At 42.6% G+C, this 23,600-nt stretch carries 14 protein-coding genes; 10 read left to right on the forward strand and 4 right to left on the reverse strand.

The genetic code is table 11. The annotated features are described in order from the left end of the window. Positions 1–176 precede the first annotated feature (176 nt). The gene (locus ACLOAU_RS15475) at positions 177–2,819 is read left to right on the forward strand and encodes an alpha-L-rhamnosidase (RefSeq protein ID WP_427862801.1); all 2,643 of its coding nucleotides are present in this window, start codon (positions 177–179) and stop codon (positions 2,817–2,819) included. A gap of 311 nt (positions 2,820–3,130) precedes the next feature. On the opposite strand, the gene ACLOAU_RS15480 is transcribed toward ACLOAU_RS15475, so the two are convergent. The 4 genes from ACLOAU_RS15480 to ACLOAU_RS15495 all read right to left on the reverse strand — a co-directional run bounded on the left by ACLOAU_RS15480 (position 3,131) and on the right by ACLOAU_RS15495 (position 8,964). Beyond that, positions 3,131–5,299, reverse strand: a complete 2,169-nt coding sequence (locus tag ACLOAU_RS15480) for a TonB-dependent siderophore receptor (RefSeq protein WP_427862802.1) — start codon at positions 5,297–5,299, stop codon at positions 3,131–3,133. A gap of 400 nt (positions 5,300–5,699) precedes the next feature. Beyond that, positions 5,700–6,587 carry a helix-turn-helix domain-containing protein gene (locus tag ACLOAU_RS15485; protein ID WP_427862803.1) on the reverse strand — a complete coding sequence of 296 codons (888 nt, stop codon included), beginning with the start codon at positions 6,585–6,587 and terminating at the stop codon, positions 5,700–5,702. Positions 6,588–6,595: 8 nt separating this feature from the next. Next, on the reverse strand, positions 6,596–7,600 hold the full coding sequence (locus tag ACLOAU_RS15490) for an aldo/keto reductase (RefSeq protein WP_427862804.1): 1,005 nt from the start codon (positions 7,598–7,600) through the stop codon (positions 6,596–6,598). 194 nt (positions 7,601–7,794) lie between these two features. Beyond that, on the reverse strand, positions 7,795–8,964 hold the full coding sequence (locus tag ACLOAU_RS15495) for an FAD-dependent oxidoreductase (RefSeq protein ID WP_427862805.1): 1,170 nt from the start codon (positions 8,962–8,964) through the stop codon (positions 7,795–7,797). 88 nt (positions 8,965–9,052) lie between these two features. Here ACLOAU_RS15495 and ACLOAU_RS15500 point away from each other — a divergent pair, with 88 nt between their 5' ends. From ACLOAU_RS15500 to ACLOAU_RS15540, 9 genes are all read left to right on the forward strand, one after another. After that, positions 9,053–9,997: a helix-turn-helix transcriptional regulator gene (locus ACLOAU_RS15500; protein ID WP_427862806.1), complete on the forward strand. Its 945-nt coding sequence runs from the start codon at positions 9,053–9,055 to the stop codon at positions 9,995–9,997. A gap of 639 nt (positions 9,998–10,636) precedes the next feature. After that, positions 10,637–13,117, forward strand: coding sequence for a glycoside hydrolase family 95 protein (locus ACLOAU_RS15505; protein WP_427862807.1), 2,481 nt, complete (start codon positions 10,637–10,639; stop codon positions 13,115–13,117). Positions 13,118–13,456: 339 nt separating this feature from the next. Further along, a complete protein-coding gene (locus tag ACLOAU_RS15510) occupies positions 13,457–14,062 on the forward strand; it encodes an RNA polymerase sigma factor (RefSeq protein ID WP_427862808.1) in 606 nt (201 codons plus the stop codon). A 57-nt stretch (positions 14,063–14,119) separates the two neighbouring features. Further along, positions 14,120–15,301 (forward strand): FecR family protein, encoded by a 1,182-nt coding sequence (locus ACLOAU_RS15515; RefSeq protein WP_427862809.1) that lies wholly within the window; start codon positions 14,120–14,122, stop codon positions 15,299–15,301. Between the two features lie 176 nt (positions 15,302–15,477). After that, complete coding sequence (locus ACLOAU_RS15520) at positions 15,478–18,990, forward strand: SusC/RagA family TonB-linked outer membrane protein (protein WP_427862810.1); 3,513 nt, start codon at positions 15,478–15,480, stop codon at positions 18,988–18,990. A gap of 77 nt (positions 18,991–19,067) precedes the next feature. Next, a complete protein-coding gene (locus ACLOAU_RS15525) occupies positions 19,068–20,564 on the forward strand; it encodes a RagB/SusD family nutrient uptake outer membrane protein (protein ID WP_427862811.1) in 1,497 nt (498 codons plus the stop codon). A gap of 122 nt (positions 20,565–20,686) precedes the next feature. Further along, positions 20,687–21,610, forward strand: a complete 924-nt coding sequence (locus tag ACLOAU_RS15530; protein WP_427862812.1) for a hypothetical protein — start codon at positions 20,687–20,689, stop codon at positions 21,608–21,610. A gap of 63 nt (positions 21,611–21,673) precedes the next feature. After that, positions 21,674–22,381 (forward strand): RNA polymerase sigma factor, encoded by a 708-nt coding sequence (locus ACLOAU_RS15535; protein ID WP_427862813.1) that lies wholly within the window; start codon positions 21,674–21,676, stop codon positions 22,379–22,381. A 234-nt stretch (positions 22,382–22,615) separates the two neighbouring features. Continuing rightward, positions 22,616–23,539, forward strand: coding sequence for an ABC transporter ATP-binding protein (locus ACLOAU_RS15540; RefSeq protein ID WP_427862814.1), 924 nt, complete (start codon positions 22,616–22,618; stop codon positions 23,537–23,539). Positions 23,540–23,600 lie beyond the last annotated feature (61 nt).

The raw sequence follows: 23,600 nt of genomic DNA on the forward strand, positions 1-23,600 counted from the left end.
GATAAATATTGTTTTTGATAAAATACCGTATAAGTTTGTTGCAGAATTTGGCGGATTTAAAAGGACGCCGATACTTGTTTTAGTATCATCCCCAGGGGTAAAAATGAACCTGGTGTTTGAGAACATATAGAATAAATAATAAAGCCATCAGGCAACAAATTGAATATAGTTCAAAAATGATAAAAAATATAATAGTAACATTGATATTGGCTGCTGTTTCCTCACCGGCACAGGTGGCAGCCCGTGAGGTGCAGCCCATACAATTGAAGTGCGAACATTTGGTCAACCCTTTGGGAGTGGATGCACAGAGCCCGCGGCTAACATGGATGCTAAAGGATGATCGTAACGGTGCCCGTCAAAGTGCTTATCAGATTATAGTGGGTACTGATTCAATACAAGTGCTTAATGGTAAGGGTACTCTTTGGAATAGTGGTAAACAAGGGAGTGATGAAATGCTGGTTGCTTATAACGGCAAAAGCCTGAAACCTGTAACGAGATATTTCTGGAAGGTAACTGTTTGGGATAAAGATGGTAATCCTTCATCGTCAAAAGTAGCGGCTTTCGAAACCGGCATGATGGGAATTAATCATTGGAAGGGGACATGGATCAGCGATCACAATAATATTAACCATAAATCCGCACCTTATTTTAGAAAAGAATTCGAGGTGAAAAAGGACGTAAGATATGCCAGGGCTTATATTGCTGTTGCCGGTTTATATGAGTGTTCAATAAATGGCGACCGGGTAGGAGATCATCAGCTGGATCCTATGTATACACGCTTCGACAGGCGCACTTTATATGTAACACATGATGTTACATCGCAGCTTAAAAAAGGTGCAAATGCTATAGGAATGGTGCTGGGTAATGGCTGGTATAATCATCAGTCGCTGGCTGTATGGGATTTTCATAATGCGCCATGGCGGGCACGCCCGGCCTTTTGCCTGGATCTGAGAATCGTATACAAGGATGGTACTGAAGAGACTATTGTTTCCGAAAGGGACTGGAAAACAGCATCAGGACCCATTACTTTCAATAGTATTTATACAGGCGAACACTATGATGCCCGGTTGGAGCAACCGGGATGGGATAAGCCCGGCTTTGATGATGCCAAATGGGGCGGTGTCCGATATCGCAGCGTACCTTCAAACCAGGTAGTTGCACAGCTAATGGTTCCTATTCGGCTTGTTACTCCATACAAACCTAAACTCCTGAAAAAAATAGACTGGAAAACTTACGTTTTTGATATGGGGCAAAACATGTCGGGAGTAACCCGTATCAGTATAAAAGGACCGGAGGGGACTATTCTTAAAATAAAACATGGAGAGCGGATACATGAAAGCGGGCGTGTTGACATGTCTAATATAGATGTATATTACAGGGGAGATAAAGAAGCCGATCCTTTTCAAACAGATATTCTAATCCTAAGCGGTAAGAAAGAGGATGAATTCATGCCTAAATTTAATTACAAGGGATTTCGTTACATAGAAGTTACCTCGAGCGAGCCTATAGAAATGACGGAAGCCAATGTTACGGCCTATTTTACTCATAGCGATGTTAAACCCTTAGGTGAAGTAAATACTTCAGTACCGCTGGTAAATAGTCTCTGGAAAGTGACTAATAATGCTTACCTCTCCAACCTCATGGGATATCCTACTGATTGTCCGCAAAGGGAGAAAAATGGCTGGACGGGTGATGGACATCTCGCCATAGAAACAGCATTATATAATTTTGACGGCATTACAGTTTATGAAAAATGGTTGGCAGATCATAGAGATGAACAGCAGCCCAATGGCGTATTACCCGACATTATACCCACTGGTGGGTGGGGGTATGGTACCGCTAATGGCCTGGACTGGACAAGCACGATTGCTATTATTCCATGGCAGGTTTATATGTTTTACGGTGATAGCAGGTTATTGGAGAACTGTTACGAAAATATACAGCGTTACGTAGATTATGTTGACCGGATCAGCCCGGATGGCCTTACTACATTCGGGCGTGGCGATTGGGTGCCGGTTAAAACAACCTCTAATCTTGAGTTAACCTCTTCGGTTTATTTCTATACAGATGCGTCTATACTGGCAGCTGCAGCTCAACTGTTTGGTAGGGTGGAAGATCATCGCCGTTATACAGCGTTAAGTCAAAAGATAAAAGATGCGATTAATAAAAAATTTTTGAATCGTACCACCGGTATCTATGCCGGAGGAAGTCAGACTGAATTGAGCGTTCCGTTATACTGGAAGGTAGTGCCTGAAAATATGATACAAAAGGTTGCCGCTAATCTGAATAAAAAAGTGGAGGAAACCAATTTTCATCTTGATGTAGGCGTGCTGGGTGCTAAAGCCTTACTCAATGCGCTTAAAGAAAATGGCTATGAACAATCAGCCTACAAAGTGGCCGTACAGGACACGTATCCTTCCTGGGGATGGTGGGTGGTTAACGGTGCTACTACCTTGCTGGAGAACTGGGATTTAAAAGCGAAAAGAGATATATCTGATAATCACATGATGTTCGGGGAAATAGGAGGTTGGTTTTTTAAATCGGTAGGAGGCATTTTACCGGATCCCCGTCAACCTGGATTTAAAAATATTTTGCTACGACCTATATTCCCCGAGGGAATGGATCATGCTAAGGTAACTCATGAGTCTCCTTATGGTACTATCGTTTCCGGGTGGACGAAGTTGAATAAAAAGGTAACGTATGAAGTACAGATTCCAGCCAATGCTTCTGCTACCTTTTATCCTCCGGCAAACGCAAGAGATAAAGGACTCGTGAAATTACCTGCCGGGAAACATACATTGCAGGTTACATTGCTTTAAAATAGAGCAACTGAACCTTGGTCGTATTTTTACCGATTGCTCCCGGATGGTTCAAGCCCATGCTCGTTTATTAAGAAGGTACTGCTTTGTGAAAAATCAAATTCTTCGGTAAAGGTATTTCGTTCCCAGATACCAACTTTATAAATGAAATAATCAATTTTCTGGCTTCCAATTATGTTTTTTACGTCGCTTAACGATTTTCCGGTTGCAATAGAATGGGTCTGAAGAAATGTTTTATTGTATTTGTCTTTCATTTATCGATAGCTCTTTCAATATTCCTATCGCTGCATGATAGCCACACATGCACATATTTAAAATTTGACACCTACACTCAGGATGGTCCGGCGTCCCCAAAGTGGCTCGTATAAACCGCTGCGGGCAAGATAGCCTTTGTTGTCAGTAAAATTGGAAAGATTAAGGCGGGTAAAAAAGCTTTTATAACTATATCCAACGGAAGCGTCCATACTCCAGTAGGCTTTCACCTCATCCAGCGGGCTGTTGTCTGTAGTAGCGTAGAACTTTCCTTTGTAAAAAAAACCATAACCGAAATCCATCCCTTTTAGCAGACCTTTATTCAACGTGTAATTGCCCCAGATGTTAAGAGTCGTCCTGGCATTCCCTTCTAATTGGTTTCCTTTCTGGAATGCAGGGTCTTCCACAACAATGGCGTCTATATAAGAGGTGGCAAGATTAACGCTTAGCTGATTGGTGATTTTACCATTTACGTCGAGTTCAATGCCACGGCTGCGGTGATGCCCGCCCTGGTACATAGCCCACTTATAAAAAGTGTGATAATACAAATGATCCCATGCCGGCGGTTGGTCCAATCCAAAAACATAACCTACTATATCTTTCTTATCTATCTGAAAAACAGACAGGCCTATACCCAGCTTTTCATGTAGCAGATTGGTTTTGGCGCCGAACTCTATTTGTTTAGCATTGGTTGCGCTTAGCATAATATTTGTGATCTCATCCCAACCATTCTGCTCGTAGGATTGTGTATAAGAACCGTATAAAGAAAGGTTTTTCCAGGGCTTCACCAATAAGGCCAGCCTGGGCGACAGTGGCTTTTTCACATCATCCTTGTAAGTATCCGGCGCAGGTGCATTGTGAGTATAGTTAGTACCTCTGGAAGTTCTGTTGTAACGTAATCCTAACATAACCTGAATGCGGTTATTCCAAAACTTCAGCTGGTCCTGCGCATAAATACCCTGCCTGTTGATAAACTGGGAAGGCTTGTCCGGGTCGCCTTCAAAGCCAATGATCTTAGGTAAAACATCCTGTCCGTAAACGGGGTTGTATATATTGATGGGTTTTAAGATTACGGGATCATTGTAAAAGATGGTATAATCCCTTTCTGTATAGTCCCCACCCACAACAAAATCATGTTGTACACCGAAGGTGCTGAACTTTCCAACCAGGTCGAGCGTAGTTCCTTTGATATACGTAAAAGTCTGGAAAAACTCGGTAGTCCTGTTCAGGCTGTCTTTGGCGTCTGCTCTGCGATCGGGAAAAAACACCGACTCTTCACGTTCCTGCGACCTGGAGTAAAAGGTAACATTGCGGACAGTCAGGTTCTTATTAATCTTGTAGTTCAGGGTGGAATACACGCTCTGGTCATTTACCTGGTGTTTGTTATCCGGTTCACCCAGGAAAAGTCCACGCCGCAACTTTTTCAGGCCTTCAAAGGTGCCATCGGGAGAAACAAGGCCAGGTGCAAAAGTTCGGTCGTCGTTGCGGGCTACCAGCTCAACGGTCCAGTCCAGGTCGGGAGTGACTTTCCAGGTAATCGTAGGGGCCAGTAGGAAATTTTTACCCCTTATTTCATCAATAAAGTGCCTGCTGCTTTCATATGTTGTATTCAGGCGGTAGAGTAATTTCTTATCCTTTGTGAGTGCACCACTGAGATCCAGGGTAGGACGCACCATGCCATATTCTCCGACCTTCACCTCAAACCGGCGGTATTCATAATCCAGAGGTTTTTTAGATACGAAATTCAGCACTGCACCGGGAGCCACATCGCCATATTGTATGGAAGCTGGTCCTTTTAAAACTTCCAGCCTTTCGACATTATCGCCGTACAACCTGCCGGTGGTTTGCATCAGGATACCGTTCCAGCGGTAGTTGGAGTTAAAGTTGAGCCCAAAGCCGCGGCCATTGAACATGGCGTAGCCATCGCCGTAGGTGCCGGTTACAGTAATGCCGCTTACGTTCTTGATCGCATCGCGGGCATCTATAATTTGTTGCTGTTCGATCAGCCTCTTATCTACAAGCTGTACAGCAATAGGCAGGTCAATCAACGGCGTAGATGTTTTTGTAATGGAAGCGATCTCCCGTTTTTGACCATATACGATTATTTCCTTTAACACCTCAGTGGTATCCACAGTACTCGTGTCTGTCTTTGATGGATTGTTCTGTCCAAAGACCGAAATACACGTAAGACAAAGCGGGATAAGACAGGAACATAATGTAAGTTTCATCATCAGGAGTTTATGCGTTGTTAAACCGGCAGCAAAATTCCATCTTTAGGTGATAGCCTGTTTACGCAATCCGGAAAATTTGCAGACAACAATATAGACTCCCGGCCGGATTTCATTGAAGATAGTATAGCCTTCGTCGAAACTTTTGCTCACTTCAAAACAATGACGATATGCTAATTTAGCCAGCCTATCTTTTTTAAAAAATCAGGTCAGGTGCTTTCTTGATACCATCAGGATATGCCCCGGAAACTTTGTGCAAAACATCTGCACATTTGGTCAGCCTGCCGTTAGCCACGGTGTTTGCACGAATGCGCGCTGAGGTATCCAACGGAAACCGCTCTCTTTTATTGTAGTGGTGTATCTCAATTAAGATTTCACAGATACAGTTTATTACGTCGGCTTAGTTAAAAGCCTGGCGAAATTCCAGCGGCGATACATTCGTCTTCTTCTTAAAAAGGGGGCTAAAGGATTGTGCGTGCTCAAAGCCCAGGGCATAGGCTATTTCGCCAACTGAAAGATCAGTCGTGGAAAGTTTTTCCTTGGCTTTCGCGATCAGTTTTTCATGAATATGCTGCTGTGTATTCTGACCCGTATGAACCCGAAGCAGGTCGCTCAGGTAATTCGGCGACAGGTTCATCTGTGCAGCGACGTATTGTACGGTGAGTAAACCCTTCACGTCGCTGTTGTAATAGTCGTCGATCAGCTGTTCAAATCTGGTTAGTAGGTCTGAATTATTATTTTTGCGAGTGAGAAACTGCCGCTCGTAAAAACGATTTGAGTATTTCAACAGACTCTCAATCTGTGTCAGAATGATCTCCTGGGTATACTTATCGATATGCCGGCATTCCTTATCAATTTTATGGAGAATTGATATCAGGTCAGCTTCCTCTTCAGCCGACAGGTGTAGCGCTTCGTTAACCGCGTAATCAAAAAAGCCGTAGTGATGAATGCTGCTTGCCAGCGTATGGTGTAACAGGAAATCGGGATGAAAGATCAATAGATAACCGGACCCGCATTCCATGTTTTGCAGGTCCAGTTGCTGCACCTGGTTAGGCGCGGTAAAACTCAATACTCCCTTATCGTAATCATAATGCTGTTGTCCGTACCGGATCTTGCCTTTAGCTTCGCGTTTGAGCGCTACACAATAAAAACGGTTGACGAAACCTTTCCAGATATCGTCTTCCAAAAAAACACTTTCGGCCAGGTTGATCACGCTTACCAGTGGGTGGCTCGGTTCGGGTAATGACAGCAACCGGTGAAATTCTGATATGGAATTGATGGCGTTCATATTTAAAATTAATCAATTAAGCCCATACTGAACTCATCGTAAGGGGCACCGGTATTCGTACCTAAAGGCACGATGCGCTCCAGTTGTAAAAGATCCCTTTCCGTTAGCTCAATGGCAGTTGCAGCAAGGTTTTGTTCCAGGTACTTGCTGCGTTTCGTTCCCGGGATCGGCAAAATATCCTTGCTCATGATCCAGGCCAATGCCAGCTGTGAGGAAGTGACATTCTTTGCTTCAGCCATAGCTTCAATTGCCTTTACCAATTCAATATTCTTATGAAACATTTCGCCCTGGAAACGGGGGATCGCTCTTCGGAAATCGTTCTCCGGCAGGTCATCGATGCTTTTGATCTGTCCCGATAAAAAACCGCGGCCTAATGGTGAGTAAGCTACAAAGCCGATACCCAATTCACGTAATGTTGCTAGCACTCCGCGCTCTTCTACAGTTCGTTCAAATAAAGAATATTCGCTTTGTACGGCGGTGACCGGGTGCACGGCATGCGCCCGCTTAACCGTTTCAGACGATACTTCCGATAAGCCTATGTAACCTACTTTGCCTTCTTTAACAAGCCCGGACATAGCTTCAACGGTTTCTTCGACCGGCGTATTTTTATCCAGGCGGTGCAGATAATACAGATCTATGTAATCGGTATTGAGGTTTTTTAGTGAACGCTCTAAAGATTTCTTTACATAGTCCTTTTTGCCGTTAATGGTCCAGGTTACTTTATTGTTGTCATCGATTTCCCAGCCAAACTTGGTAGCTATAATATACTGGTTGCGTTTGCCGCTGATTGCCTTCGCAATGAGTTGTTCATTTTTCAACGGCCCGTACAGATCGGCGGTATCCAGGAAATTACCACCCAGCTCGAGCGAGCGGTGAATCGTTGCGATAGCTTCCTGCTCATCCGCTGGGCCGTACATATTACCTTCTTCAAAGCCAGTCATGCCCATACAACCCAGTCCGATCATCGGTACAACCAAACCCTGGCTGCCCAATTTAATTTGTTTTATTTCCATGATCCAAAGATCGGTAAGCTCAATCGCACACATGTATGCAAATCCCTGAAGCTTGTAAGCAAATCAAGGAATAACTTTTTTAGTGTAGATAACATTCCGATACTATGGGCACTCCGGTATTTCTGAGACACAATTTAGCAGACCGATTCTTTCAGAACTCCATAAAACTGGTGTAGTTTTTTAAGGGCTAGCTATTATTGAATGAAATTTATTTGTTCTTCTGTTAGAACTATAGGTTCAGTCATTATTTTTTTTATGTCAGCATCTGATGCGTTCCTGAAAGAACTGACGAAATGGTGCAGTTGTTCTTTGTTTTTAGGTATAAAAGATGATGCATTGTTTTTTGCATTAGTTTGAAATTTTTTAATGATAGGTTGCATTAATGCATTATATCTGTTACATGCTAATGCTAAATCTACAGCGTTAATACTGATAAAATATGCCAGTGCTTTGGCGCCATATATAGATAAAGACGCGCCCATACCAGATAGGGCTGTTGGACAGTAACCGGCGTCGCCCAACAAAACAACATTTCCATTCACCAAATCAGGTGCATTTACCATGCCCATTTTATCGACAAACATTATCCCATTCTTCGCAAACTTGCTTATTAGGTCTTGTACTTCCCCGCTGTACCCTCTGAAAGAATTTTGAAAAAGATCGGAGGCATTTTCATAACTCGCAGATAGCGTCCCTGTATCGTAAATATAGCATTGAACGGCAATTTCATTTTGGGCAATGGGATAAATGGAGAGCATTTTGTTTACATCTATATAAATTTTGAATGCACCAACATTGTAAGAATGAGCTTGCTTCAGTCTGCCTCCCATGTAAAGGGTATTGAAGTCCTCCACTTTACAATCTTTAAAATATTTTTCCCGGGTTGGGGAACGCAGCCCTTCTGATATAATCACCAGGTCAGCCTCAATCATTTTACCATCAGACAGTGTGATATTGGTTTTATTTTCTTTCTGGTCGAGGTGGCTGATTGTTGTATTAAAAAGTAGGGTAACATGATCTTTAATATCTTCATATAAAACATGGTGAAGACCTCCCCGGGAGATGAGTACAGAACGCTCAATGTTTTCGTTCATCTTTTCATAACTTATATGTTGGATGACTTCGTCATTCGCTTCCAGAAAACTAACAAATTCTGAAGGCGATGACTCTTGCAGTATTTTTGCCGACAGGCCCAGCTCATCCATTATTTTCACGCCAAAACTTTTAAGAGAAATCAGAAACCCTACTTTACTGAAAGAAGAGGCCTTGTCAATTACTGTTATGTTGTGACCTTGTTTTGAGAGAAATTTGGCGGCTGTCAGTCCTGCAATACCACCACCCGATATCAGAATATTTTTCTTCATTTTTATAAATTTTAAATACGATAGCGCAAAATTATTTATACATTTAAGAATAAAATAGTCCGATTTGTACTAAAAATAGTCCTAAAAAATGAACGCTACAGATAGTAAACAACAAATGCTCTACTGGGCCGGGCAAATGGGCATTCCTGTTTCAGCCTCGGAGGCAGACCTTAAACTACTGCAGGTTAACGAAGTGAAAATAATAGACCTACTTCCCGAAATGTTGATAATGATACGTTCCGTTATTGCCAGAGAAACTTTTTCGTATAAAAGGAAGTCCATTGATATAATTAAAAACGGTTTATTGGTTTCCTTTCAAAATATATTCAATGTACCGGGCAAAGCTTTACCTCATGAAAGGCTATTATTACAACCACATGTTCGTATAACACTATTGCATTTAGACAGCGAAGTCATTTTTCCCAGGGGGATAAATATCAGGCAGGTAACGATCTTAATTGAGCTTGAGTATTTAAAAAAATTTATAGGCCGTGATCATAGTAAGTTTGATTATCTTTTTATTGAAGATAAAACCCTTTTTATCGAGGAATTTATGTCCCCGGAAGTGGCAACTGTTGTTAACGAAGTCGCCAATTTATCAGCAGTCATTCTGTCCGACGCATACTATAAACTGAAGGCGCTGGAGCTGCTTTATAATCTTTTCAGGAATTTGTTAAGCCGGCAGGATAGGGTGCATCAAAATCTTAGTAACTATGAAATAGAAGCTTTATACAAAGTTCGTGATAAAATCGCTTCCTCATTGTATCAGCCATTTGAACAGAGTCAGCTTATAAAGATGAGCGGAATGAATGCTCTTAAACTCCGTAAACTTTTTACCCAGGTATTTGGAAAAGGTATTTATGAATATTACCAGCACCTTCGCATGCAGGAAGCAGCAAGGCTGATGCGGCAAGAGCATTTATCTGTATCGGAAGCCGGCTATCAGTTAGGTTTTTCAAACCTAAGTTATTTTGGACGTTTATTTGAAAGGCACCTGGGAACAAAACCGAAAAAATGGAGCGCTCAGTTATAGGATAAATTGACTTACAAAATATTTTAAAGCAACATATTTTTCTTTGTCAGCCGTTGATTTCTTCTCATTATTGTAATAGTCTACGAAATGGTATTAGCTGTCAGATATTATCCGGTTTAATTTTCAGCCGATGAACCCTTCTGCAAACAGTAACATAGTTGCTTATTTTTCTGGAATGTAGTTCTACTCGTAACAACAATTAAATATTTACATCTTTGCTAAATATCGTTTTATCCACTATCTTTTGTCATTTGCTCCCTTATGAAAATTATTTTTCGCTATAACATTGCGTGATTATCGGCAATAGTTGAAGTGAGAAATATAAAAAGGATACAGAATGATCCATGTAAGTTGTTTCGGCTAAATTTGCAAGTCATTATGGTTATAACTCAAAGACCAAATATGGCCGTTATAGGTTGCTTCATGCGTACTTTCGATTTATACATTGCCAGAACCGGATGTTTAGTTTGGTAACTTCGAAACTAACAAAAATTGAACCTCTCTATTAACTACAAATACATAAGGATTGAAAGTTGTCAAAGTGAAAGATTCATGTAGAAATTTTTATTTTTCGCACAGGAGAACGAAAGTTGTATCCTGGTCAATTTCATTTGGCTGAAATCAATAAACCCGTTACGAATGAAAAAAGGAAGACTCTTTACTTTGCTTACAGTTGTTGTTACTCTGTCAATGAAACAGGGATATACTCAACCTCTTAAATTATGGTACGATAAACCTGCAACGCAATGGATAGAAGCTTTGCCCGTAGGTAACGGTAGAATTGGTGCTATGATTTTTGGCGGGGTAGAGGAGGAGCTTTTGCAGCTAAATGAAAGTACATTATACAGTGGGGGACCCTTACCGAAGCAAATTGCCCCCGGCGCTTCTAAATACTTGCCCGAAATACGAAAAGCACTGTTAGAAAATGAAGATTACGGAACTGCTGATAGGTTGGCGCGAAGCATGCAGGGGCCTTATACACAATCCTACATGCCTTTAGGTGATTTGAAAATTACTCAGAAATTTAATTCAAAGGCCGTTACGGAATATTATCGAGATCTGGATATAGAAAGAGCAGTTGCAACTACCAGGTTTAAAGCCGGAAACGTGACATATACGCGTGAGATATTTGCTTCGGCGCCGGCAAACATAATAGTCATTAAAATTACAGCCAGTAGGCCTGGAGCTCTTGCGTTTAATGTTAGTGCAGCCAGCCCGCTGCAATCTTCCCTGGCCACGTTTGAAAATAATGAGCTGGTGCTAACAGGTAAAGCCCCTGCGCATGTAGATCCCAGCTATTATAATCCCAAGGACCGGGAGCACATAATTCAACTGGATACATCTGGCTGCAATGGTATGCGTTTCCAGGCCAGGTTGAAGGTAGTAACCAACACTGGTACTGTAAAGCAGGAGGGTAAGGAATTAGCCGTTAAAAATGCCACAGAGGTAGTGATGTACTTTTCTGCCGCAACCAGTTTTAATGGGTTTGATAAATGTCCCGATAGCGAGGGTAAAGATGAGAAAGCCCTGTCTCGATCTTACCTGGCGGGTGCCTTGAAAACCGGTTATAAGCAACTGTTACAACAACACCTGGCTGATTATAAAAAATTTTTTGACAGGGTGTCACTGGAAATTAATGACAGTTTAGGACGCAACAACCCCCAGGTTAAACTTCCTTCCGATAAAAGATTACTCAACTATTCGAAAGGGGCTGTCGACCCCTTCATAGAGATATTATATTTTCAGTATGGCCGGTACTTACTGATCTCGTGCAGCCGTCCCGGGTCACCACCTGCTAATCTGCAGGGCATCTGGAACAAGGAACTCAGAGCTCCATGGAGCTCCAACTACACGATAAATATTAATACGCAAATGAATTATTGGCCGGCTGAGGTCACTAATCTTTCTGAAATGCATCAGCCCCTGCTCGATTTCTTAAAAGACCTGTCTGTAACCGGAACCCGTACAGCGCGGGAGTTTTATGATGCACGGGGATGGACCGCCAATCACAATTCAGATATCTGGGCGCTTTCCAATCCGGTAGGAGATTTCGGGACGGGCGACCCGGTATGGGCCAATTGGCCATTGGGCGGTGCCTGGCTGGCCCGGCATTTATGGGAGCATTACAATTATACCGGCGATAAAATGTTCTTAAAAAAAACAGCCTACCCGTTAATGAAGGGTGCAGCGGAATTTATGTTCGATTGGCTGATACCAGACGGTAGCGGGTATTGGGTTACGGCCCCTTCGGTATCGCCTGAAAACAGGTTCAAAGATGTGAACGGTAAATCTCAAAGCGTGTCTGTTGCATCAACAATGGATATGGCGATTATTTGGGATCTTTTTACCAATATGGCCGAAGCATCTAAAATACTAAACACCGATAAAGCTTTCAGAGATTCCGTTTTGGAAAAACGTTCAAAATTATTCCCCATGCAGGTAGGTAAAAAGGGACAGCTATTGGAGTGGTATAAAGAGTTTGATGAAACAGACCCGCAGCACCGGCACGTTTCACATTTGTTTGGGCTTTATCCCGGGTACCAGATAACAGCCGATGGAACATCTGGATTTTTTGAGGCTTCAAAGAAAACACTGCAGATGCGTGGGGATGAAGGCACGGGGTGGAGCCGCGGCTGGAAAATTAATTGGTGGGCCCGATTACAGGATGGTGATCATGCTTACTATCTGGTAAGGCAGCTACTGAAATATACCGACAACGGGAAATTGGATATGCATAAAGGCGGCGGTACCTATCCCAATTTTTTTGATGCGCACCCGCCCTTTCAAATAGATGGAAATTTTGCAGGCACTGCGGGAATGGCCGAAATGCTTTTACAAAGCCATTCAGGTACTTTGCATTTATTACCCGCACTGCCGCAGGCCTGGGCAAAGGGAAGTGTGCGGGGCTTAAAAGCCCGGGGCGGCTTTGAAGTAGATATGAAATGGCAAAATGGTGAAATAGAGCAGGCCCAGATCAAATCCTTGAATGGCAACGAATGTATTGTCAGGTCAGCAAGACCGTTGAAAATAGCTGCAACCGGTGCAACATCTCAAAAGGAGGGAGCATTTTATGTGCTGAAATTTAAAACAAAACCCGGTGGTATTTATCTTTTAATTTGAACAGGAACCTTCATATAGGACGCATACCGCTTTTCTATACAATGATGTTGTGGCTGCCTTAATTACTTGCATTCTCCAGTGATCCTTTAGGTCTGATTTGTTTGCTACTAGACAGCCAACTTCTTTGAAACGTACACTTCTTTCCCTATATAAATTGTACATCAAACGATTCAGAACGATGCCTTGCTATTAAATTTTCGTTTCCCCCGGCTTATTGGAAGCAGCCATATTTTAATTGAAAACCTTAATTTTGGTATGTCAAGTCATTGACAACTGCTTAAGGAGTATCCCTTGTTGTAAAGTATTAGGGGAAAAAATCATATTTTTCATGCGATCATTGTGGCTTCTACCTATCTAAATAATGAAGATGAGATTCTCTTGCGCGTAGCCGAAGGAGATGAAAAGGCGTTTGCTGTTATAGTAGATCACTATACTGATATTATTTACCCCCATCTTTTATCTTTTATAAAAAATGCAGAGAAGGCGGAAGAGATCACCCAGGATATTTTTTTGAGAATATGGAATAACCGTAAGAAGTTGGCCGGCATTGAAAACTTTGCCGGTTATGTTTACGTCATCACACGCAACCGGGCAAAGACTGCGTTTAAAGAGCAATTAGCCAGCCGGACTACAGAACTGGTTGACCCCTTGAATGATATATTGGCCGACCCGGAGGCCGTAAGCCTTGAAGTAAAAGAATTACAACGGGTGTTGCAACAAGCTATAGACAATCTTCCTCCCAGAAGAAAAGAAGTGTTTTTATTAAGCCGGGTGGAAAACCTTACCTACGACCAGATAGCAGCTCAATTAAACATTTCAAGGAGCGCTGTGCGTCAACATATTGTTGAAGCATTGGTGTTTTTGAGGAGCTATTTGAAGGAGAAACTGGGCATAATCGTAAGCCATTCCGGTTGGTTATTACTGATCTGCGACCTGTTTGTTTAAAAAAAATTAACATTGACCTGTCCTGTTTTTAAAAACCGGGGTTATATACATTAGAGCATGGCTAAACAATCACTATCGTACTATGTGGAGCGTTACCAGAATGGTACGTTGACCGAAGCGGAAGCTGCGGTATTGTTAGAGTTACTTCAGCATGAGGAGTATGAAGCAGATCTGGATTTGCTGATGATCGACGACATAAAACAGTGGGAACAGAGTGAGGCTGTTTTTCCGGAAGTAAAAAAGCGTATAAAGGCTTCTTTGAAGAAGCAAATTGAGATAGAACGTAGTAGTGTTAAACAGTTAGCGGTAAGGAAAGCACGATGGTATTGGGCGGCGGCTTCAGTTCTCCTTCTATTAAGCCTGGGGGTGTATTATTATAAGGAGAATAATAAATCACAGGATCATACGGTCACCAGTTCGATAGAAAATATTGTAGCGCCTGTTACCAACAGGGCTACGATTACCCTGGCAGATGGTAGCCAGGTGTACTTAGACAGTGCGGGCAACGGGCAACTGGGGCAGGTAGGTAATATCAGGTTGGTAAAACTGGCCAACGGGCAAATTGCCTATCAGACAGCTGAGGGACAAATACTGAAAGAACTGCAATACAATACACTATCTAATCCACGTGGCAGTAAGGTTATCGATATCATACTGTCTGACGGTTCACATGTGTGGTTAAACGCCGGGTCGTCTATCAGGTATCCAGTTGCTTTTGTAGGTGCCAATCGTACGGTAGAGCTGGAGGGAGAAGGTTATTTTGAAGTAACCAAAGACCCCGCCAGAAAGTTTGTGGTGATGGCCAATGGTACTGCTACGGAGGTATTGGGTACACATTTTAATATCAACGCATATCCGGATGAAGCAGCGGTACGTACTACCTTGTTCGAAGGTGCTGTAAAAGTGCTCAACAGCGGCAGGGAGAAATTATTGAATCCCGGGCAGCAGTCGGTAGCAGCAGGTGATATCCTTGAAGTGACTAAGAACGTAAATATGGAGGAAGTTATTGCCTGGAAGGAAGGCTTGTTCCTCTTTGAAAATAAAGATGTGGGATCTATTATGAACCTGCTGTCACAATGGTATGATATTGAAGTGGAGTACCGCGGCAATAAAGTAACAGAACTGTTTACCGCAGCTATTTCCAGGGATGCGCCGCTTTCCAAAGTGTTGGGATTTTTAGAAAAAACCGGGCGTATTCATTTTACAGTAGAAGGGAAAAAAGTGATTGTAAAACCTTAATCAGATTTTTATAACAGTTGAAATAGGAAGAAGGAGCTTATGATAAGCTCAGGAGAAACTTATGTCGTTGATATAAAGCCACTATTAATTATATGTCACAATCTGCTACGTTGAGATTTTTTGTATGCTGCGCTGTCTTGTTCTGTAGATACCATGCGAGCGGGCAAACGGTAACATTGAAAGCCAAAAATCAACCCTTAACTGCGGTATTAAAAACGATTCAGAAACAAACTTCTTACCGGTTTGTGTATACCAAATCGCAAATGGACGCGGCCAAACCGGTAACCGTTAACGTCACTAACCAGCCATTGACACAGGTGCTGGATCTCTGTTTTAATGATCAGAAAATAAGCTACGAAATACAGGCGGCAGATCGTATCATTATTATAAAAGATAAACCTACGGTCACTATTTCGGTAGCCGTTGCCCAGAGCCTGGCGCAGTTGATCACGGGCCGGGTAACCAACAGGGATAAGGAACCGCTGGAAGGTGCTTCGGTTCAGGTGGAAGGTAAGACCAGGACGATGATCACAAATGCTAATGGAGAATACAGGATCTATGCAGGACCTGATGAGCAATTGATCTTTTCATTTGTAAACTACCAGCAGGAGCGGGTAGCGGTGAAAGACCGCAGTGTGATTGATGTGGTAATGGCGCCCAATGTAAACAGTATGGAAGAAGTGACCATTTCCACCGGTTACCAGAAGATTGAGCAAAAATACCTGACTGGATCTGTAACACGTTTGAATATGGATTCCATTTATCAGCCGGGCCTTACCACGGTAGATAAAATGCTGGAAGGAAGGGTTCCTGGGTTGATTATGATGCAGAACTCGGGGCAGGCAGGGGCCGCGCCCAAACTACGTATCCGTGGTACTTCCACCTTTTTGGGCAACCGGGAACCGCTTTGGGTAGTAGACGGCATTGTTCAGGTGGACCCCGTGCCCATTGCTGCTAACCGCATCAACGACCTCGATTTTGTAAACCTGGTGGGGAATGCTATTTCCGGTCTTAACCCAGCCGATATCCAGGACATCGCTGTGCTAAAAGATGCCGCAGCTACTGCGTTGTATGGAGTAAGGGCTGCCAACGGGGTTATTGTAATTACAACTAAAAGAGGTATGCCCGGCCCGCCAACTGTTACTTATAATGCCAACGTAAATATGACCCGTCGCCCGCGGTATACCGACAGGGATGTGTATATGATGAATTCTTTGGAACGGGTGGATGTATCCCGCGAGCTGATACAGCGGCAGATTCCGGTACAAGGTATTCCCGAAGCTTACGAAAAAGCTATAATCGATTATTACAATGGCAGTATTGATTATAATACGTATAAGCAACGGGTGGATAGAGCGGAGACCATGAACACCGACTGGCTGGGGGCGGTAACGCAGGATGTATTATCCTCTAATCATACCCTGGGGATATCTGGCGGCACCCAACGCGGCGGCTATTATGCATCGGTCGGCTATACCAATGAGCGGGGTGTCATCAAAGGAGAATTTAATAAGCGCTATACCGGACAGGTAAAATTTGATGTAAATTATAAAAACCTCAAAGCGCAGTTTAGCATCATGGCCAACAAAAATAATCGCGAGTATACGCCCGCTGACCTGGGCATTTTAAATTATGCTTACGGAACCAGTCGGGCCATACCCTTATATAATGAAGATGGCAGCCTGTATTATTTTGCCTCGACCAAAAGCATTAACACTTATGCCTCTGCAAAACCTTCTTTCAATGTGTTGAATGAGATGGATAACACCGGTCATACAGTAGATGGGAGCAGTTATACGGCAATAGCTAATATCAATTACCAGGTAATGCATGGTCTGCAACTGGAAACTGTTTTATCTTACACCTCTTCAAATACAGAACAACAAACCTGGTTTGGTGAGAAAACAAATTGGGTAGATATATTGAGTGGTACCACTCCTGAAGCACCAAGCGAAAACCAGATACCTTTTGGAGGTGAACTGCAGCAGCAAAATACGCGGCAAGCGGCCTATACAGCACGTGCCCAGGCCAATTTCAGTCGCTTTGTTGATGCCGATAAAAAGCATCTTTTAAATGTTACATTGGGTGGAGAAATATCTTCTGTAAAAAGCAATGATATAGAGCAGGTAAGCCGGGGGTATTACCCGGAAAGAGGGCATAGTTTTGCAGAAATAAATACCGCTGTTTATACCGCTTATGCAGGTTGGTTGGCAACTAATGCGCAACCTGTAATTACTACAGGACTTACCAACCTGCTTTCTGCTTATGCTACAGCCAGCTATATTTATGACGACCGATATGTATTGAGTGCTAATACAAGAAGCGATTTTTCTAACGCTTTTGGCAGCCGCAGCAATGAACGTTTCCTGCCCACCTGGGGACTCTCAGCCCGTTGGAATATGGATAAGGATTTGTTGAAAGAGATAAAATGGGTGAACCTGGCGGCCCTGCGCTTTTCTTATGGCACTCAGGGCAATATGTTACCCGGACAAACCCCCTATACCATTATGAAAAAGGGACCTTTATATAGCTTGTATGGAGCATTTGGATCTTCTATCGCTTATTTTCCTAACCCCAATCTGCAATGGGAAAAAACAGATGCCTATAATGCGGCATTAGACTTTGCACTTTTTAACAACCGATTAAATGGTTCTGTAGGATTTTTTTACAAAAAAACCAGCAATGCCTTTTTAACGAGAAAAGTATCTGATGTCAACGGAATAAATAATTATATAGTAAATGCCGGCACTTTAGAAAATAAGGGCATGGAGCTGAGCTTCAATTTTACCCCGTTGAATACAACATTGGGTAGCCAGAAAAAAAGGCTGGTATGGCGTATCGATCCTCAGCTGGGACAGGTATTTAATAAACTACTTGATCAGGCGCTAAATAAGAATCAGCAACAAGTAATAATAGATCTTGGTGACATAAGTTATAGCGACTATTTAGAAGGCCAGGTACCAGTGAATGGCAAAACCATCAATACATTTTATGCTTACCGTCTTAAAGGACTTAACAGGGATGGTCAGCCGTCCTTTTACGGAGCTGAAGCAGATAATGCGGCAGCGCTTATTGATAAGTACCGTAATATGGCTGTTGAGGAGGTTTTCAGGGAAGTGATGGTAGAGGCCGGCAGGCGGGAGCCGTTGGTACAGGGGGGCATATCCAGTTATATTGCTTATGGTCCCTGGTCGTTGAATACAATGCTTACTTATAGTTTCGGTAATAAAATGCGTCTTCTTAAAATTGCCTCGGGAAATTACGGCACCTATCGGCCCAATGCACAACAAAACCTGCGCAGGGAGTTTGTGGATCGCTGGCGTTATCCGGGCGATGAGCAAAAAACCAATATCCCCGGTCTGGCTCCGCAGGGCGTGGCCGTAAGATGGTGGGATGAATCATTGGGTATTGGTTCAGATTATTACCAGATGTACGACAACGCAGATATACGGGTAGTAAGTGGCAATTACCTCAAACTGCAGTCAGCTACGCTTAATTATACATGTCCCCGGCAATTATGTCAGCGACTGCTTCTAAAGGCTGCCAACTTAAGCTTTTCCGGGTCCAATCTGGTTACCTGGGTGCATAGGGATTTACGGGGACAGGATCCTACTCAATCGGGTTCAAGCGCTAATATCAACCTGGGATTGCGTCCCGTATACGTATTTGCAGTCAATGTGAGCTTCTGACCGGGAGAGACCATTTGAATATTAAATCTTGAGTCATTCATTAGAGATTATTGATTACTCCTTCCAATTATTTATACATGAAATCAATTATAAAACTGATAACAGGGATATTGCTTTTAACAGCAGCTTCCTGCAAAAAATTTCTGGCTGAATATTCGCAAAACCAAACTTTTATTGAGTCTGCGTCCGACCTGGATGAACTGCTGGTTGGAATGGCATACGCTCCCGGTTTAACTGTGTCTTGGGCAGAACAGGATCTCCTGGATGATGACATGGAGCAAAACCCACCGGTAAAAACTGTATCTTCATACAATTTATTTGGTGTGCATAATTGGCAAAGGATGCCTTCTATACAGGACGATGGGAAATTTAATAGTTCTTACGGAGAGTCTTATGGTACATTATATAAAAGAATTGCGGCACTCAATACCATTTTATACAACGTACGCTTACTGCTGGAAAAGGGCGGACCTGAAAAACAACTGCAACGTATTGCAGGAGAATCCCATTTTTTAAGGGCCTATTTTTACCTGGTATTAGCTAACACATATGGTAAGCCTTACCGCATAGCAACTGCCGGTACGGATTATAGCGTACCCTTGAAAGTGACACCTGATGTGGAATTGAAATACTTTTCCCGGGCTACGGTACAGCAGGTGTATGACCAGGTAGAGGCGGACCTGCTGGACGCTGAGAAAGAACTGGAAGGAATGAACAGCCAATCTGTTATAAGAGCTAACCAGGCCGCAACGCAGGCCTTGCTAAGCCGGGTATACTTGTATATGGAGCAGTATGAAAAGACACAAACCTACGCTAATAAAGTATTACAAAAACAGTACCGGCTGCGGGATATGAATGGAATGGCTGCAGGGAGCTATTTTAACATACGGCTTTCGTCCGAAACAATCTTTACTCTACCTCATGGTCCGGCTTACGAGAATGATCCTTTGGGAATTGCAGATATAATGCGAATAAACCTGTCCGCTACTAGTCCTAATAATTATCGGGTATCCGAAGATTTGCTGAATATCTATTCAAACCGGGACTTGCGGCTGCAGTGGTTTTTCATAAAAACAGATCAGGGCGATTGGTTAGTCAGGAAATCAGGCGATTTATACGACTGGACCACGATTCGGTTGCCCGAATTATACCTGAACCAGGCGGAAGCACTGGCTGCTCAGGGATTTAATGCCGAAGCTATCAAAGTTTTGCAGGCGTTACGCAAAAACAGGTTTACAACGGAGGACCTGACAACTGTTCAACTGAACGGGGCCGGTCTTGTGAATTTTATACGGGAGGAGCGCCGGCGCGAACTTTGTTTTGAACAACATCGCTGGTTTGACCTGCGGCGCTACGGTGTTAATAGCAAATACCCCTTTGGTAAAACTATCCGGCACCGATCCTTTGCCTATGATAATGACGGTCGATACATACAGGGGTATTATGAACTAAAGCCGTACGCACAGGATGAAGCTGCATACGTGTTACCCATACCTGAAGCAGAAGTTGAGTTTAATAAAGGAGAAATTACCAACGAACCAAGGCCGGAGCGGCCGCTGATAACGGGAGACTGATAAGTGAGGAGTAATGAGTAATAAGTGGCAGAGTAGTGGATGCGTGATAAAGGATTAAATAGCAAATGTCGAGTCCAAGAGATTTTAAACTATACATCTTACATCGTAGAAGATAATAAACTATGTATAAATTGAATTACTATATACCAACAATGTTCTTGCTACTGTTGCTGGCTGGCTGCAAAAAGGAAGCGACTTTGCAACCCAGCAATAAGGATGAAAATTATCTGGTAGTAAAAGATAACCCCTCAGACCCGGTAGAGCACGCTATTTACCAGTTTTACCACGCCACTGGAGTACCGGTATTTTATAACGATACCATTGCGCGCGAACAGATAGGCGACAATGACGGTGTGCCACGCTACTCTTACATTAAACTGGCAACAGCTTACTCTCCCTCAGGAATAAATACTTTCCTTTTTTTTCGACTATTATCAAAAAAAGAAAAGGTGCTACCTATGTTACCTTTTCTAGAGGATAAAGTATTGCCCCGTATTAACGGTGCATTACCCGTACAGAGCATATTACTCGTAGATTCTATACGGTTAAGGGGAACCTCCGGTTCCGGTACCACAACAACGGTGAATAAGCCTTATGTGGGTTTTAACACGGTTATAATAAAAGCAGTTCGCGCAGATACTATGTCGGTATTGAGCCAGAAGAGCAATGCAGCCTCTGTACTGGCAATGCTCATGCTGAAAAAACTGCATGTTGAGTACAGCACGCGCTTAAACGCCGATTTTTACAACATATCTGTGAACAGTGCCCCCGGTATGTCGGTTTATGTTCAGCCACTATCAGCATTATCTCCGGATGAATCCCTTACACTGGAAGATTTTGGTTTTATTAAACGTAACCCCACTAACCTTTCAGCGGTGTGGACTCCTTATCAGCAAGACGATTTAATTGCTTATCTGGAGGCATTATTTTTTTACGATACTACAGCACAGTTTGAAGCTGTCTATACCGCATACCCATTGGTACTTCAAAAGTTTAAAGTTGTTAAAGGGCTGGCAAAAGAAATAGGTTTCAGCTTTGCTGACTAATAATAAATCAGGAGAGCGGGTCGAAAATGATTGCAACTGCAATGTGATAACTAAATGATTACAATGAAGGAACATAATTCCTATACTGGTATTGCTTTTAGCCAGGAAAATATATTCAGGGAGGTGGTTGAATTATATACACCCAAACTGTTGCCTGCTTTATATGCTATTACAAAATGTATGCATACGGCAGAAGATATTTTGCAGGATAGCTTTTTGAAATTGTGGAGTAAAAGGGAGGTTCTAGTATATGATAACCCCGGCGGCTGGCTGTACCGCGTGGCTACACATAAAGCCTATAAGCATCTTAAAAAAGAAGCCAGGCATATAAAAGGAGTGCAGGTTGTGAAAGAAACGGCTGAACTCTTGTCTGTTGAAGCCGGAAGCCGGTTGTTGTATAAAGAACAGTTGCAACAATTCGAAAATATATTGATACGATTGCCACAAATGCAAAGAAAAGTGTATTGGCTTAATCGTGAAGCAGGATTGAACCGTAATGAAATTGCGAGCTTCCTTAATATATCGGCTAACACTGTAAAAGTGCACCTGATGCGGGCGCACCGTTTTGTGAAAAGCAATATGACCCTGATCTGTATTTTTTGCTTTTTTAACATTTTTTATTTCAATATCAGTAATACAAAAACGCTCCAGGAGGATTTATATATAATACATGAGTCGGGTTATGAAGATCCCGGCAATTGGTATTCAGAAAAAGATATGGATGAAAATTCAGCTATGGTTTTAAAAATGATTTACCGGCGCCAGCAATAAGAAGTCTTCAGGTGCGATTACGGGATAATAATAGTAAGACTTAAAGTTTACCACAAAAAATGGCAGCATCAAAAAACGGGTTCAATGGCCCGGTGGGAATTGTTTTGCCATTTATAAAACATAAAAGATGATAGATGTCGGGAGAGAGAAGGTAGTGGTCTTTTACCCAATAAATAGAACGTTACAGATATCAAGCATCAAGAAACAAACATCAAGTATCAAGAAACCTGAATTATGATATTAAAAACTGAAAACCTGTCCCATAAATATACCAATTCCTGGGCCATTAGGGATATCAACATTGAAATTGAGCACCCCGGCATTATTGGATTGCTGGGGTCTAATGGCGCCGGTAAATCCACCACCATGAATATTGTTTGTGGTACCCTTAATCAAACAGAGGGGAATGTATATATCAATGGTATCAACCTGCGGAAACATCCTTTGGAAGCAAAAAAACAAATTGGTTTTTTACCACAAACGGCGCCCCTTTATACCGATCTTACTATTGATGAGTACCTGGTATATTGTGCCGAATTGCGATTAATAGAAAAGAGTAAAATAAAGGCTGCCGTGGAAGAGGTAAAAGAACGTTGCGGTGTGGCGCATTTCAGTTCACGGCTTATTAAAAATCTTTCGGGTGGTTACCGCCAACGGGTTGGAATAGCACAGGCTATCATTCATAAGCCAAGTCTTGTGGTTATGGATGAACCCACCAATGGGCTCGATCCCAACCAGATGATCGAAGCCAGGAAAATTATAAAAGAAATTGCGGAAGAACGTACGGTACTTTTTTCCTCGCACGTGCTTTCCGAAGTCAACCTGCTTTGCAGAGAGGTGATCATGATTGAAGGTGGAAGAATTGTTTTTTCTGACACCATGGATGCCTTTAATAATTATGCATCATCAAACGCAGTATTAATGCGTATGGATCATCCGCCTGCAAAGGCTGATCTTGAAAATATACCGGGCGTTAACCAGGTAGAATTTATTTCGGATAAACAGGCCCGGATTCATTTTGAGGGAAGCGAGGAAGAAATTACCGACCGTCTTATTGCAGCCAGTGTGGCCGGTGGCTGGCGTCTAAAAGAGATTAACCTTGATAAGGGTGTGCTCGATGAAGTATTTAAGCAATTATCAGATACTTCAGGACAATAAATACTCCAACATACTATTATAATTAAATACAGTCGTTTGGTTCGCCCAGGCGGTACAGGCT

The organism is Paraniabella aurantiaca, assembly GCF_050309965.1.
Lineage (GTDB): Bacteria > Bacteroidota > Bacteroidia > Chitinophagales > Chitinophagaceae > Niabella.

Coding starts and splice junctions, on each gene's coding strand:
- ACLOAU_RS15475 (WP_427862801.1), top strand. CDS start 177: ATGATAAAAAATATAATAGTAACATTGATATTGGCTGCTGTTTCCTCA.
- ACLOAU_RS15480 (WP_427862802.1), bottom strand. CDS start 5,299: ATGAAACTTACATTATGTTCCTGTCTTATCCCGCTTTGTCTTACGTGT.
- ACLOAU_RS15485 (WP_427862803.1), bottom strand. CDS start 6,587: ATGAACGCCATCAATTCCATATCAGAATTTCACCGGTTGCTGTCATTA.
- ACLOAU_RS15490 (WP_427862804.1), bottom strand. CDS start 7,600: ATGGAAATAAAACAAATTAAATTGGGCAGCCAGGGTTTGGTTGTACCG.
- ACLOAU_RS15495 (WP_427862805.1), bottom strand. CDS start 8,964: ATGAAGAAAAATATTCTGATATCGGGTGGTGGTATTGCAGGACTGACA.
- ACLOAU_RS15500 (WP_427862806.1), top strand. CDS start 9,053: ATGAACGCTACAGATAGTAAACAACAAATGCTCTACTGGGCCGGGCAA.
- ACLOAU_RS15505 (WP_427862807.1), top strand. CDS start 10,637: ATGAAAAAAGGAAGACTCTTTACTTTGCTTACAGTTGTTGTTACTCTG.
- ACLOAU_RS15515 (WP_427862809.1), top strand. CDS start 14,120: ATGGCTAAACAATCACTATCGTACTATGTGGAGCGTTACCAGAATGGT.
- ACLOAU_RS15525 (WP_427862811.1), top strand. CDS start 19,068: ATGAAATCAATTATAAAACTGATAACAGGGATATTGCTTTTAACAGCA.
- ACLOAU_RS15530 (WP_427862812.1), top strand. CDS start 20,687: ATGTATAAATTGAATTACTATATACCAACAATGTTCTTGCTACTGTTG.
- ACLOAU_RS15535 (WP_427862813.1), top strand. CDS start 21,674: ATGAAGGAACATAATTCCTATACTGGTATTGCTTTTAGCCAGGAAAAT.
- ACLOAU_RS15540 (WP_427862814.1), top strand. CDS start 22,616: ATGATATTAAAAACTGAAAACCTGTCCCATAAATATACCAATTCCTGG.